14 protein-coding genes are annotated in these 14,569 nt (G+C 33.6%); 5 read left to right on the top strand and 9 right to left on the bottom strand.

Features of this window, described 5'->3' with window-relative positions; translation table 11 throughout:
• The 8 genes from QW060_RS18665 to QW060_RS18630 form a co-directional block, all read right to left on the bottom strand.
• Positions 1–697: TrmH family RNA methyltransferase (locus QW060_RS18665; RefSeq protein ID WP_290364913.1), on the bottom strand; the 697-nt coding region annotated here is incomplete at its 3' end.
• Positions 697–2,031 (bottom strand): DUF58 domain-containing protein, encoded by a 1,335-nt coding sequence (locus QW060_RS18660; RefSeq protein WP_397386090.1) that lies wholly within the window; start codon positions 2,029–2,031, stop codon positions 697–699. The genes QW060_RS18660 and QW060_RS18665, both read right to left, overlap by 1 nt.
• A gap of 1 nt (position 2,032) precedes the next feature.
• Positions 2,033–3,031: an AAA family ATPase gene (locus QW060_RS18655; RefSeq protein WP_290362974.1), complete on the bottom strand. Its 999-nt coding sequence runs from the start codon at positions 3,029–3,031 to the stop codon at positions 2,033–2,035.
• Between the two features lies 1 nt (position 3,032).
• A complete protein-coding gene (locus tag QW060_RS18650) occupies positions 3,033–4,208 on the bottom strand; it encodes a DUF4350 domain-containing protein (protein WP_290362975.1) in 1,176 nt (391 codons plus the stop codon).
• Positions 4,201–5,007, bottom strand: a complete 807-nt coding sequence (locus QW060_RS18645; protein ID WP_290362976.1) for a DUF4129 domain-containing protein — start codon at positions 5,005–5,007, stop codon at positions 4,201–4,203. Before QW060_RS18645 ends, QW060_RS18650 begins: the two co-directional genes overlap by 8 nt.
• Positions 5,000–5,947, bottom strand: a complete 948-nt coding sequence (locus tag QW060_RS18640) for a hypothetical protein (RefSeq protein WP_290362977.1) — start codon at positions 5,945–5,947, stop codon at positions 5,000–5,002. Before QW060_RS18640 ends, QW060_RS18645 begins: the two co-directional genes overlap by 8 nt.
• 6 nt (positions 5,948–5,953) lie before the next feature.
• Positions 5,954–6,916: a stage II sporulation protein M gene (locus QW060_RS18635; RefSeq protein WP_290362978.1), complete on the bottom strand. Its 963-nt coding sequence runs from the start codon at positions 6,914–6,916 to the stop codon at positions 5,954–5,956.
• A gap of 148 nt (positions 6,917–7,064) precedes the next feature.
• Positions 7,065–7,484, bottom strand: a complete 420-nt coding sequence (locus tag QW060_RS18630; RefSeq protein WP_290362979.1) for a GNAT family N-acetyltransferase — start codon at positions 7,482–7,484, stop codon at positions 7,065–7,067.
• 113 nt (positions 7,485–7,597) lie between these two features.
• Here QW060_RS18630 and QW060_RS18625 point away from each other — a divergent pair, with 113 nt between their 5' ends.
• Positions 7,598–9,304, top strand: a complete 1,707-nt coding sequence (locus tag QW060_RS18625; RefSeq protein ID WP_290362980.1) for an RluA family pseudouridine synthase — start codon at positions 7,598–7,600, stop codon at positions 9,302–9,304.
• A 57-nt stretch (positions 9,305–9,361) separates the two neighbouring features.
• Here QW060_RS18625 and QW060_RS18620 read toward each other — a convergent pair whose 3' ends face one another.
• Positions 9,362–9,898 (bottom strand): hypothetical protein, encoded by a 537-nt coding sequence (locus QW060_RS18620; RefSeq protein WP_290362981.1) that lies wholly within the window; start codon positions 9,896–9,898, stop codon positions 9,362–9,364.
• A 121-nt stretch (positions 9,899–10,019) separates the two neighbouring features.
• On the opposite strand from QW060_RS18620, the gene QW060_RS18615 reads away from it, so the two are divergent.
• The 4 genes from QW060_RS18615 (at position 10,020) to QW060_RS18600 (ending at position 14,569) form a co-directional block, all read left to right on the top strand.
• Positions 10,020–11,222 carry an NAD(P)-dependent oxidoreductase gene (locus QW060_RS18615; RefSeq protein WP_290362982.1) on the top strand — a complete coding sequence of 401 codons (1,203 nt, stop codon included), beginning with the start codon at positions 10,020–10,022 and terminating at the stop codon, positions 11,220–11,222.
• A 32-nt stretch (positions 11,223–11,254) separates the two neighbouring features.
• Entirely contained in the window at positions 11,255–11,626 is a 372-nt protein-coding gene (locus QW060_RS18610; RefSeq protein WP_290362983.1) for a rhodanese-like domain-containing protein, read from the top strand.
• 100 nt (positions 11,627–11,726) lie between these two features.
• Positions 11,727–12,014 carry a DUF4834 family protein gene (locus QW060_RS18605; RefSeq protein WP_290362984.1) on the top strand — a complete coding sequence of 96 codons (288 nt, stop codon included), beginning with the start codon at positions 11,727–11,729 and terminating at the stop codon, positions 12,012–12,014.
• Between the two features lie 125 nt (positions 12,015–12,139).
• Complete coding sequence (locus QW060_RS18600) at positions 12,140–14,569, top strand: YfhO family protein (RefSeq protein ID WP_290362985.1); 2,430 nt, start codon at positions 12,140–12,142, stop codon at positions 14,567–14,569.

The raw sequence follows: 14,569 nt of genomic DNA, 5'->3' as shown, positions 1-14,569 counted from the left end.
TTTGAGCAGAAGCAATTCTCCATTCATCTGTAAGTCCAGTCGCTTCTGTTCCTACTACAATTGCTGTAGCATCATTATAGTCTTGTAAATAATAAGGAGCTGCCTCCTGAAGAATAGCAGCATATATTGCTATATTTTTAGAATTCAGATAAGCAATAGCTTCTGAAGTTGTAGCTGTAGCTACCGGAATTGTAAAAATACAACCAACACTGGAACGAATCACATTCGGATTGTAAATATCTGTTTTAGGATTGACAATGATAACAGCATCAATATTAGCGGCATCAGCAGTTCGCAAAAGAGCACCAATATTTCCGGGTTTTTCTGGAGCCTCAGCCACCAGAATTAATGGTTTTTTACTTAACTTCAGATCTTCAAGCCGGTTGCTTTTGCTTTCAGCAACAGCAAGAACTCCTTCTGTAGTGTCGCGATAGGCTAACTTTTGATATACTTCTTTATCGATTTTTATAAATTCCGTGTCAGATTCACGGGCACCTATTTCATTAATGGTCTGAAGAGAAATAAGCTCTTCACAATACAGCAGGGTTTTAAGTTTAAAATTTCCCTTTAATGCCAGCATTATTTCACGTTGACCTTCTATTAGAAAAGATTGGGAATTTTTTCGGTTTTTCGCTTTGTCCTGCAATTGAACCAATGATTTTATATACGGATTCTGACTACTGCTGATATGCTTCATTATAAGATGCCTCTCGCTTTTATTTCTAAATATTTATTGATGACATTTAAGTTTAGATCCTCAGGATTAGTCAATACAGAATAGATGCCATATTTCATAAGTTCATTTACAATGAGTTTTTTGTCATAATGAAATTTTTCTGCAATGACTTTGTCATATATTTCCTGAGTATTCTTTGCTTCTGAGTGTACGATTTGATCCAGTTCTGAATTTTTAAAGAATACCACAACAAGCAAATGATTTTTAGTGATGGCTCTTAAATACTTTAACTGTCTGTTTAAGCCATCTAAAGTTTCAAAATTAGTAAAAAGAATCAATAAACTTCTCTGGTGGATGTTTTGTTTAATTTCTGAATATAGTTTACTAAAATCGGATTCATGAAAATCAGTAGTTACTTTATACAGATTTTCCATAAATTTTTGTACCTGGACCGGTTTATTATCGGGTTTCAGACGATTATCTGCCTTTTTAGAAAAAGTAAAAAGACCTGCTTTATCATATTTTTTGATGATGATATTGGATAAAACCAAACTGGCATTGATTGCATAATCCAATAATGTAAGATCATTAAAAGGAGATTTCATAACCCTGCCTTTATCAATAATCATGTAAATATTCTGAGATTTCTCATCCTGATACTGGTTTACCATATATTGGCTTTTCTTGGCGGTAGCTTTCCAGTTTATGGTCCGGATATCATCTCCCAGAGTATATTCTTTTATTTGCTCAAATTCTCTTGTATTTCCTATTTTGCGGACTTTTTTCAATCCCTGCATAAAGAGTTTGTTATGAATCGCCATTAATTCATATTTACGCATTTGTAAAAAGGAGGGATAGGTGGCTACTATCTGATTATTATCGAAAATATAGCGTCTTGATATCAATTTCAATGGACCTGATGCATAGATGTTTAAATGTCCAAAATGATATTCGCCTCTTTTGGTAGGTCTTACCAGATAAGTGGAATGGTCAGCTGTTTTCGATGCCAATGACTTATTTATTAAAAAGTCTCTTTTTTGAAACTGAAAAGGTAATTCATCTATAATGCGGACCGATATTTTGAAAGGAAAATTATTTTCCAGACGAATGGATATATAATTATCATCACCGTTTGACAGTTTTTCAGGCGTAATACGTTGTCCAATTATTCCATTTTTTACACCATAAATTAGTAATATATCCGCTATGAAAAGGATAAAGAACAGCGCTACCAGAACCCAGACAATATAGTATAGAAAAGCAAAGAAAAAAGAACATATAAACAGTAGTACAATTGCAGCAATGCAATAGTATACGAGAGAATTTATATATAATGCTTTTATATTTTTCAAAATATTATCTCGGAATTTCGATGGTTTCTACGATTTGACGAATGATTTCAGGGCTTGTAACGCCTTCCATTTCTTTATCTGGTGCTACAATAATTCTGTGTTGTAATACGGGAACAGCTACAAATTTTATGTCTTCAGGAGTTACAAAATCTCGGCCATTGATGGCTGCATATCCTTTTGCGGCATTTAATATTGCAATAGAGGCTCTCGGTGATGCTCCAAGGTATAAGAAAGGGTTTGTTCTGGTGTCGGATACGATTTCTGCAATATATTTCAGCAGATTTTGTTCTACAATAACCTGTTTTACCAGATGTTGATACGCGATAATTTCCGATGCTTTTACTACTTCATTTACTTGCTCTGTTTTATCTTTATCCTGTAATAAATGTTCATTCATCAGAATTTGTACCTCCTGTTCAGCAGTAGGGTAAGAAATGACTATTTTGAAAAGAAAACGGTCTAATTGTGCTTCCGGTAACTGATAAGTTCCTTCCTGATCAATCGGGTTCTGCGTTGCAATTACCAGAAAAGGAGGTTGCATGCTATGCGTAACGCCATCGAGTGTTACCTGTCGCTCTTCCATTACTTCAAACAGGGCTGCCTGAGTTTTTGCCGGCGCTCTGTTGATTTCATCAATAAGAATGAAATTAGAAAATATAGGTCCTTTTTTAAACTCAAATTCATTGCTTTTGGTGTTAAAGACAGAAGTTCCTAATATATCCGAAGGCATGAGATCAGGGGTAAACTGAATTCTGCTGAATTCTGTATTAATTGTTTTTGCCAGTAATTTTGCTGTAATCGTTTTCGCAATTCCCGGTACTCCTTCTAAAAGGACATGACCATTGGCGAGCAATCCAACTAAAAGTAAGTCAATCATTTCATGTTGGCCAACAATGACTTTGCCTATTTCATTCTTTATATCATCCGCTTTTTGTTTTAAATCGCTTAAATTGATACGATTTTCAAAGGATAAAGAATCGCTATTTGTGTGATATTCTTCCATATTAAATGCTTATTTTTTGTATGCTCTGATATAGCTTGTTTAATTCTTTTTCTGAACGGGGCTGATTTGTTTTACGGTATTCTATAATCAAATCTACTGCTTCTTTTATGTCTTGCTTATCTTTTCCTGTTTTCTTGTGATAATTCTCAATAAATTTCTCATCCAATTTACTTGTATCAATCCGTAACCGGATACGCGTGTGTTCTAAAAAGTAAACGATCATTTTCTGAATCAGGTCTTCATGATTGTTTTCCTGATAATAGAGATTGGCAATGGTTCTTACAAATTCTACAGAAGTATTTTGTACAGGAGGAATTACAGGTACAATACGTTGACGCCGTTTTATATTAAATAGGATAAAAATTAAAAAACCTATAATAACAAAATACCATGCCCAACGCAAAGACGGATGTTTGAAAATAAAACGCAACGGAAAATTATCGATCTGTTCGTTATAATTTCTTTGTGGATCGAACCATACCAGTTTATCAGAATTGATATATGATAGTACACCTTCAGCATATAAATGATTATTACTTTCCAATAAGTGGTAGTTTACAAATACATCCGGACTGTTGTGCAGATAAAAAGCACCTTTTCCAACTTTTTTACGGATAAAGCCGGGTTCATCTCCAGAGTTTCCTAAAATTGTTAATCCGGTAGAATCCTGAACCGTAAATACTTCTAAACTTGGAACATTTATACTACAAGAAGCTTTTTTCAGATAGGGATTCAACAACTGGAATTTCGTATCCTTATTTGTATTACCATACATATATCTACTTCCTAAACCAATAGAATCCAATAATAAATAAGGAGGACTCATAGAACTGATAAAAATATCATTTCCCATAGCTGCAGCTTTCAGTAACTTTTCAATTGATGCTTTATCTATCTGTTCCTGATCTAAAACAAAAAACCATGTTTCTTTTTTAGGGTTGATTGTATCAAATTCTTCAACAAAGTACTCATAAGGTGTTTTCGCATATTTTTCAACCGCTATTGGTGAAAGTAAGGTAGGTAGTTCTTTATTAAGAATATATAATCCGAATGGGATTTTATCATTGGTTTTAAATGAGCGCTGCCAATTAATAGGTTTTGGCAAAAGGCTTTGGATAAATACAATTGCCAGAAATCCCAGTATAAAATAAAGGATGTATTTTACTGTACTATTCATAGTTTTTGTATCTATTTAACAATGTGATAAATGCTTCCTGTGCTTTTAAAAATTCCTCCGAAGTAAGCGTAAATTCACCATACCATATATTATTGTACAGATAGGATAAGTATTCAAAATCTTTTTTAAGTTGCTGATCTTTAATTTCAAATAAATAATCTGCATTGGTTTTATCTGTATGCCATTTGATAACTTCAGCATTAGACAACCTTCTCAATACCCATAAGTAATAATACCGTATAGCCAATCTGTAATCTTCTGTCTTGAGGATGGGTTGGAGCAGTTTTTCGAAATCAACCTTATGAATTTGTTCTTCAATATTTATTGTTTCTACACCGATATCTTTAGCTGATTTTTTAAAAAAACGATTAAAATCATTCTGAATCAGCAATTTAATAATGTAAGCAAGAATCAATGCAATAATAACCAGAGAAATAATACGGAATAGAGTTGAGTCAAAAAAAGATTCTGTAGAGACGGTATTGCGGTCAACAAAGCCAAAAAACTCTTTTATTTTTTGAATCCATTGTTCTATCAGACTTCTTTTCCTCTGTCGTTCATAGGTATAATCAAAATCTGAACTGTCGTATTTGTCTTTAAAATTTGGAGCAAATTTCTTTTGTAAAACGGGAATCGTATCTTTTTTTAAAGCATCTAATGAAAACTTGTTCATAGATGGTATTTCTACCTCATCCGTATAGCTTGTTTGTTCAGCAGGTTGCTGCAATGAGTCAGCATTTGCCGTAAAAACAAAAACGCAAAAAAAGAAGATACTGTATAGTTTACAAATTTTACTCATCCATCTGACCGATTAAATCTATATCATTTTTTGCAGCATGATTTTCAATTTTTTCTCTTTCGCTGTAGTAAATAAGTCCACAATTGATAAGTATGACATTGTTTAACAACATGGTAGTGATAATGGCAATCATATAAATAAGCATCAGCATTATTGCCATCATACCCATATCCTCAGTTCCTACATTATTACCTGATGCTCCGGCAAACATAGCAAAGAAAAAAATCATATAAGGTATCATAAGTATGATATAGTTGATAATATTAATGATGAATGAAATACAAAGAATACTTCCTATAATAGTCCAGAAATTATTATTAATTGTTCTGAAAGCAAATGAAAAGGATTCAAAATAACCCTCTTTTTTAATAATGTATTGATAAAAAGTAAGATAAAATAATCCCATCAGATATGGAAAAACGATTAACATTAACGGAATACCAATAATTACAAAAATCAACAGCATACAAATTCCCAATATGATGATGCTGAGAATTCCAAAAAAGAAAATACTGATTATAACAAACAGAAGAACCCTGCCTAAATTACTCCAAATTTCTTTTTTAATCTCATTGTAGGTTGGTTTCTTTTCAGGATCTTTTTCGAGTAATTTAAGGTATAGAACCGGATATGATATTTGAATGGCACCTATTGCCAGACTAATAAGCAGCATTAAGATACCTAATAAAACAATTGTTCCGGCATTGTCGCTATAATAATTACTCAAATAGGCATCATTAAAATCTCCGTTGCCCAAACTTTGAAAAAAACTGGTATAATAAAAGTTTCCAAAGAAATACAGTATTACGGATAACACTACAAATAAGATAGCAAGTGATTTAAAATAATTGGCAAAGAAATTTTTTCCTTTTATTTTAAAGAAACCAAAAGTTTCATTGAACAAAATACCAAAATCTCTTATTTTAAATAATGGAAACATAAGACGTTATTTTAAAGTTTTTCTGTGGATTATTACAGGATAAATCAAATAATAAAAAGTGATTATCCCCAAAGTTATTAATATAATACTATAGTTTAATGCATTAGGCATTTCTTTCGCATAGCGGGTTACATAACCTTCAATCATTCCGGCAAAGAAGGTAAAAGGAAGTGTGCTGATAAAAATTTTAAAACTGTTTTTGAAACCGATTTTAAAGGAATTAAGACGTGAAAAGGTTTTAGGGAACAAGATACTGGCTCCCAAAATAAACCCAGCTGCAGCTTCAACTACCATCCCGAATATTTCCATTGCTCCATGCAGCCATATACCTCGTATGCTTTCCATAAAATATCCTTTTTCATAAAAAAAATACTGAAATGATCCCAGCATAATAGCGTTATAGAAAACAAACATAAAAGTACCTAAGCCACCTGAAATTCCATAAATGTAGCAGCGAAGTCCTACCCAAAGGTTATTAAGTGTTATGGCAAAGGCACTGCCCCAGGAAGATCCGCCTTTATAAACTGCCATTGGATTTCCGTTCTCAATATTCTCAAGCGTCATGTTTACATAACCATCGCCTAAAATCAACCTTACAAAACTATCATCGTATTTAGATGAAATAACTCCGATGGCTACAAAAAGTAGAAAAAAGGCAAAAGAAAAATAAAGATACTTGCGGTAGTGATAAAGTAACAGGGGTACTTCTGTTTTAAAAAAATGCACCAGCTTATTTTCATTATACCGCTTCGTTTTATAGATCTTCTGAAAAATCTGTGCTGACAGATAATTCAAATATTTTGTCAATTTACTTTTGGGATAATAAGTTTGGGCAAAAGACAAATCTGTAGTCAGCCGAATATACATCTGAGCCATTTCATCCGGAGTTTTCTTTACTTTCCCCAGAATGATCTCTTCATATTCAAGCCATTTGTCTTTATTTTGTTTTATAAAAGCTATCTCTCTCATATCAATAGGCTAAAATAGCAATTAAGAATGATTTTTAAGAAGTTTTTTTGATGAAAAATCAATAAAACTCCCTAAATAGTTTCATAATTGATAGATGTTATTATCAATTGTTATTTTCAGAAGAATACGTCTGTTATATAATAACGTATTAAACTTTCAATCCCATACCTCTTGATCGGGGCAGGGTATCTTTAAAACCAAACTTTTCATATAATCGGTAAGCATCACCATCAGCAATAAGACTTACATAACAAGATTCAGGTAGTTTTTCAATATAAGTAATAATATGTTCCATAATTACTTTACCTATTCCGTTACCCTGATGTTCAGGTAATACACAGATATCAACAACCTGACAAAAACAGCCTCCGTCACCTATGATACGCCCCATACCTATGGGTAAATCTTCTTGTTCAATCAAAATACTGTAAAGTGAATTTTTAAGTCCTCTTTCTGCTGCTTCTGTAGTTTTTTCAGATAAACCTGATGCAGAACGAAGCATTCGATACGTTTCAACAGGAATCTGGTTTTCTATAATCTGAATCATATATTTTCTTTGCTCATCCAAAAATAGAACTTTTTTATGTGTTATAGAGTATTTAAAATCATATCAGCTGAAAAAACTCCAATCATTTTAATGAGTCTGACAATATATACATCTGGTTGTTTTACTTTTGTACCATGAATAACTCCTTTTTTCAAACGGGTATAGAAAATTGTTTTACAGAATTTAAAACAAATACAGATGCATTCACATTACCTGAAAAGTTTACTTTTCCATTTAGTTATGTTCCGCATCCGCTAAGTGTAATAGCAGCAACTGAGCTTCAGGAATTTTTATCGCTACAGACTGATTTTGAACATAATTTTGGATTAGATCCATTGCAAAAAGGTTTGGTCATCGGTAAAATGTTTGGTGTTTTGGTAGTTCAAAAACAGAATGGAACATTAGGATATCTCACTGCTTTTTCCGGAAAGCTGGCTAACTCTAATAACATCGGCTCTTTTGTACCTCCGGTATTTGATATGCTTACAAAGAACAGTTTTTTTCTAAAAGAAGAACAAGTTTTAAACAACATCAACAAAGAAATTGAACTACTGGAACAGGATCCAGCCTATAAAGCCCTTTTGAAAGAAAAACTTTTACTATCTGTCACATCAAAACAGCAGATTAATGATAAAAAACAAAGTCTTAAACGGTTAAAAGCTGAAAGAAAAATCAAGCGTGAACAACTTAATGATCTTTTTGAATGTGAAGACCGGGAAGAACAGAAAAAAGATTTGATCCGACAGAGTTTGAGAGATAAACACGAACTCAATACATTGCTTAAAGATTGGAAAATACGTTTAGAGGTTTTAGAAAACAACATTGAAGAATACCAGCTAAAGATTGAAGAATTAAAAGCATTACGCAAAAAGAAATCCGGTATTTTGCAACAACAATTGTTTGAGCAATACCAATTTCTGAATGCAGAAGGAAATATTAAAAATCTTCTCGACATCTTTACTCCTAATACCCACAGTCATCCTCCGGCAGGGGCAGGGGAATGTTGTGCTCCCAAGCTTTTACATTATGCCTATCTTCATAATCTAAGACCTGTTGCCATGGCAGAATTCTGGTGGGGTGCTTCTCCAAAATCAGAAGTCAAAAAGCATAAACAGTTTTATCCCGCATGTTGGGGGAAATGTGAACCCATTTTGAAACACATGCTCACGGGATTAATAATAGATGAAAATCCATTGCTTAAAAATCCGGATGTCAATATAAAACTTCCGATAGTCTATGAAGATGTTTATATAGTAGTTATCAATAAACCGGCAGAATTCCTTACTGTTCCGGGTATTCATATAAAAGACTCTGTTTTTGAACGTATAAAAGCCTTATATCCTAATGCTACGGGACCATTGATTGTTCATCGTCTGGACATGTCCACTTCAGGTTTGCTTATCATTGCTAAATCAAAAGAAATACACAAACAGCTGCAATCACAGTTTATTAAAAGAACTGTTTTAAAAAGATATGTAGCATTATTAGACGGTGAATTAGAAGAATCATCCGGTATAATCGATCTTCCGTTAAGAGTTGATCTCGATGACAGACCGCGACAGCTCGTCTGCTACGACTATGGAAAAAAAGCAGTGACTAAATGGGAAATGATTACAAAAAAAGAAGGAAAAACACTGGTATATTTTTATCCGATAACAGGAAGAACACACCAGCTCAGAGTACATGCTTCTCATCAATCGGGACTTAATCATGCTATTGTAGGCGATGATTTATATGGAATACCAGCCAATCGGCTTCATTTGCATGCTGAGATGCTCGAAATCACACATCCTGTGAGTGGAGAAAGAATGCAGTTTCAGGCAGCAGCTGATTTTCAATAAAAAGTAAAAAAAAGTACGAAGTGAAAACTTCGTACTTTTTATATATTAAATATATGCTTATTGACGGGTATATTTTACAGTAACGTCAGTAGAACGACCGTTGAAAGTCATCTCATATTTTAAAACCAATTCAGTTTGATTAAATGAAACAACCTCTCTCGGCTGAGTTTCTCCGGTGATGCTGATAGCATCTTCAGTCCAGGTTCCTGCAATGTTTACATCTACACAGTTGCCTTCTTCATTTTTATTGTTCTGTTTTAAATTTACTACAGTACCTTCTTCAACAGTCAGATAGTCAGTGGCACAACCTCCTTTGATACTTGCATGATCAAATGGAAATTGATGCGTTTGTTCTTCCTGACCAGGAATTGTAAAACTATAAGACAATGTTGTCGCTTTCCATGTACCAACCATTAAGCTTACAGGATCCGGAGTGTCTGTTCCCGGATTTGGAGTATCAGTACCTGGATTCGGACTGTCAGTACTTGGAGTAGGAGTATCGGTAGTTACAACTGGTGAACTGTCATCACTACTACATGATACCATTGTTAAACCTGCAAAAGCAAATGCTGCTACAAAAAATATTTTTTTCATCGGATTAATTTTTATGCAAATATACTGTTATTTAGATTTAATAAAAAATCTTCATGCAAAAAAATGCTTTCTTTTGCCAAGTGAACTATTTGAAATATATTTGAGAAATTAAATTATTTACATGAAATTCGGAATTATTAAAGAAGGGAAAATACCACATGATAAAAGAGTGGTTTTTTCACCTGATGAATTGACACATTTTAAAAACGCATACCCACAAGCTTCATTTAAGGTTGAATCTTCTGATATCAGAGTTTTTAAAGATGAACAGTATGAGCAACAGGGATTTGAAATCACAACAGACATGACGGATTGTGATGTTTTATTAGGGGTAAAGGAAGTCCCATTAGATCAACTTATTCCTAATAAAACTTATTTTTTCTTTTCACATACAATAAAAAAACAGCCTTATAATAAAAAACTATTACAGGCATGTCTTGAAAAAAATATCAGACTTATAGACCATGAAACACTGGTTGATGATGAGGGGAACCGATTAATTGGTTTTGGAAGATACGCAGGAATTGTAGGAGCATACAACACCATCAGAGCCTTTGGTATTAAATATGAGCTTTTTAATCTTGCAAAAGCGACAACACTAAAATCAAAAGAAGAACTTATTGAACGTCTAAAAAAACCTTATTTACCACCGATAAAAATAGTTCTGACCGGAAAGGGGAAAGTTGCAATGGGAGCTAAAGAAATGCTCGATGCTATGAAAATGAAGGAAGTGACTATTGAAGACTATCTCCACAAAGAATTCGATGAACCTGTGTATGTTCAAATTGACGTAACGGATTATAACAGAAGAAAAGATGGTAAACCTTCAGACAGAAATGATTTCTTCGTAAATCCTGAAGAATATGAATCTGATTTTGAACGGTTTGTTTTTGTATCAGATATTTTTATTGCAGGACATTTTTATAAAGACGGATCACCGGTAATCCTGACACGTGATATGCTTAATCATGCTAAAAACATGATAAAAGTTATTGGCGATATTTCTTGTGATATCAATGGTCCTATAGAGTCAACAATCAGAAGTTCTACTATAGAAGAACCTTTATACGGATATTATCCTCGTGACAACCAGGAAGTATCTATCGATCATCCGGCAGCAGTTGTGGTGATGGCAGTAGATAATCTGCCTTGTGAACTACCGAAAGATGCCAGTGAAGGTTTTGGAAAGATGTTTTTGGAATCTGTAGTACCTGCTTTCTTTAACGGAGATAAAGATGGTGTATTACAAAGAGGGACTATTTGTGAAAATGGAAAATTGACTGCTCGTTTTGAATATTTAAAAGAGTATGCCGAGGTAAAGTAATTATTTATATTAAATAACTTAAAATTCTGATTATGAATATTAAAATAATATTAGGAATTTTTCTTTTGTTCGGTATCACAACTGCTACTGCACAGCAATCTTCTTTTATCAGAGCACAAGATGTGTCAGCAGTACAGCAACAAGATTACCTTTTGATTGATGTAAGAACACCCGAAGAATATCAGGAAGGAACGATTCCTTCTGCTATAAACATTGATGTTGAAAATGACGCTTTCAGAAGTGAAGTTGAAAAAATTGATAAGAATACGCCATTGATTATTTTTTGCAAGTTAGGAGGAAGGAGCGAGACAGCAGCTGAAATCTTAAGCAATCTTGGATTTACAAACGTAAAAGAGATTGAAGGTGGTTTTGAAGCATGGAGAGCTGTTCAAGAGGGTAAATGATATAATATTAATATTTATCATTTTTTTAAGAGATAGCATCAGGCAGTATCCTATTTATTTTCTTAAATTTGAACATATATAATTTAAAAATCAATTCCATATGGAGTTAGCATCTTTTCAAAATTTTATTAAAACAGTTTTAATTCTTGTTTTATTATACTATTTATTTAAGTTTGCCTTCAGACTTTTTGCTCCTATTTTAATTACAAAAGTAGTTAAAAAAGCCGAGCAGAGTTTTCAGGAAAAACAGAGAAGATATCAGGAGAACTATCAGTCACAAAACAATCAGACACAATCTGAAGATATAAACAAGCAGTTTTCAAAAAACAAATTTCCGCGTGAAAAGAAAAAAGTCGGAGAATATATAGATTTTGAAGAACTGAATTAGTCATTTTCTTTTTATAATATCCATAAAACCTTACAGAATCAAACTTCTGTAAGGTTTTATTTTTTTGTAGCCTTGATAATATTTGTTACTTTAGCCTTTATTCTAAAAAAGCATTTAATTGTTGTATGAAAAACTATAAGAACTATTTACCTCATTTGTTGGCCTTCATAGGTTTTATCATCTTATCTCTGGCGTATTTTAATCCTGTTTTATCAGGAAAAGAGATCATTCAGAGTGATATTGTACAGTATACCGGGATGGCAAAGGAACAAATGGATTATAGAACAAAATATGAAGAAGAGAGCTACTGGACCAATAGTGCTTTTGGGGGGATGCCTACCTATCAGTTGGGTGCCAAATATCCACACAATTATGTAAAACAATTGGATAGTGTACTGCGATTTTTACCACGCCCTGCAGATTATCTGTTCTTATATTTCATCGGTTTTTATATACTGCTCCTTTGTTTAAAAGTACGCCCGTTAAAAGCGTTTGCAGGGGCTTTGTTATTTGGTTTTTCTACGTATCTCATTGTCATCATTGGTGCTGGTCATAATGCTAAAGCCCATGCAATTGCGTATATGCCAATGGTACTTGCAGGCGTATTGCTTGTATTCAGGAAGCGTTATATTGTCGGAGGTTTGTTAACCATGGTTGCAGCTGCACTGGAAATAGGAGCCAACCATTTTCAGATGACCTATTACTTATTATTGTTATTACTTGCAGCAGCTGTTTTTTATACTATAGATTTTATCAAAAAGAAAGAATACAAAGAATTGGGTAAAGTGATGGCTGTATTTCTTGTAGCAGCCATTGTTGCTATCGGAAGCAATGCCACCAATCTTATGGCAACTTCTGAATATGCAGGTTTCAGTACCCGAAGTAAGAGTGATTTGACTATTGGTGCTGACGGATTGCCAAAACCATCTGATAATGCGATGTCTCATGAATATATAACAGAATACAGTTACGGACTTTTTGAAACATTCAATCTATTTGTTCCAAGACTCATGGGCGGAGGCGATGTTGAAAATTTAGGAGTTGATTCTAATGTAGGAAAGTTTTTTGTAGCAGTAGGAGCTTCACCAGCGGAAGCAGCTGAGTTTTCAAAGCATGTACTCACCTATTGGGGGAATCAGCCCGGAGTTGCAGCACCGGCTTATATAGGTGCTGTTGTTATCTTTCTTTTTATTCTCGCTTTATTTACTGAACATAGAAAAATTAAATATGTTTTTATAACGGGAATCATTTTCTCCATTATTTTGTCATGGGGACATAATTTTTTCCTGACCGATCTGATGATTGATTATTTTCCGATGTACAACAAATTCAGAGCTGTTACTTCCATTCAGGTTATTGCTGAAATTTGTTTTCCTGCATTGGCATTATTAGGTTTACAGTCATTTTTTAACCTCAATAGAGAAAAGAGATTGCAAAAACTAAAGAAAGCTTCAATAGTAGCCGGCAGTGTTATCGTCTTCTTATTTATTTGTAAAGGGTTTTTGGATTTTGCTTCAGAAAAAGACAACTACTACAGTACAAGGGTTTTTGGACAAATAGTTCCCGAATTTATTAAAGCACTGATCGAAGACAGAAGTGCGATGTACACATCTGATTTGATCCGTACTTTTATCTATGTAGCGGGTGCTGCCGGAATATTATACTTCTTCAGTATTGAAAAACTGAAGATGCAGTACACAGTGATTTTCATAGGAGCATTAGCCGTAATTGATCTTGTAAGTCTGGATCTCAATTATGTCAATAAAGATAATTTTGTGGAAGCATCTCAGGTAAAAACACCTTTTCAACCTACAGCAGCTGATCAAAAAATTTTACAGGATACTACTAAATTCCGTGTTTTCGAATTAAGCGGAGGCTTTAACAGTGCAAGAACTTCTTATTTCCACCATTCATTAGGAGGATATCATGCCGCTAAACCTAAAAAAATACAGGAGTTATTTGATTATCAAATTGCAAAAAACAATCATCAGGTACTTAATATGATGAATGTAAAATATGTAATTGATACAGATGATAACCAACAGCCGATAGCTTTAGAAAATCCGGAGGCAAACGGAAATGCATGGTTCGTTTCTCAGGTAGAAAAAGTAGCAACTGCAGATGAAGCAATGCAGGCACTTACGAAAGGCAACACAAAAACAACGGCTGTAGTAGAAAACAAATTTGCAGACAAAATCGCTCAAAAATATATAGTAGACAGTCTGGCATCTGTAAAAGTAGCCGATTATCGTTCAGATTATATAAAGTATAAAACAAACAATGCAAATGACGGATTGGTTGTGTTTTCAGAAGTATATTATCCAAAAGGATGGAAGATAACCATTGATGGTAAAGCGGCAGAAATGATAGAAGCCAATTATACTTTACGGGCTTTACCATTACCAAAAGGAAATCATACGGTTGAGTTTAAATTTGAGCCACAGGTAATCAAAACAGGAAGTACGATTGCTCTGATCAGTAATATTGCTATGTTTATTTTACTGATTGGAGGTATTTTTTATCTGTTCAGAAGCAGTAACCGGAAAGAAGCATAG

This window comes from Paenimyroides ceti (genome assembly GCF_030409925.1).
Note: the sequence above shows the minus strand (reverse complement) of the source record. Positions and strands in the feature narration are given on the sequence as shown.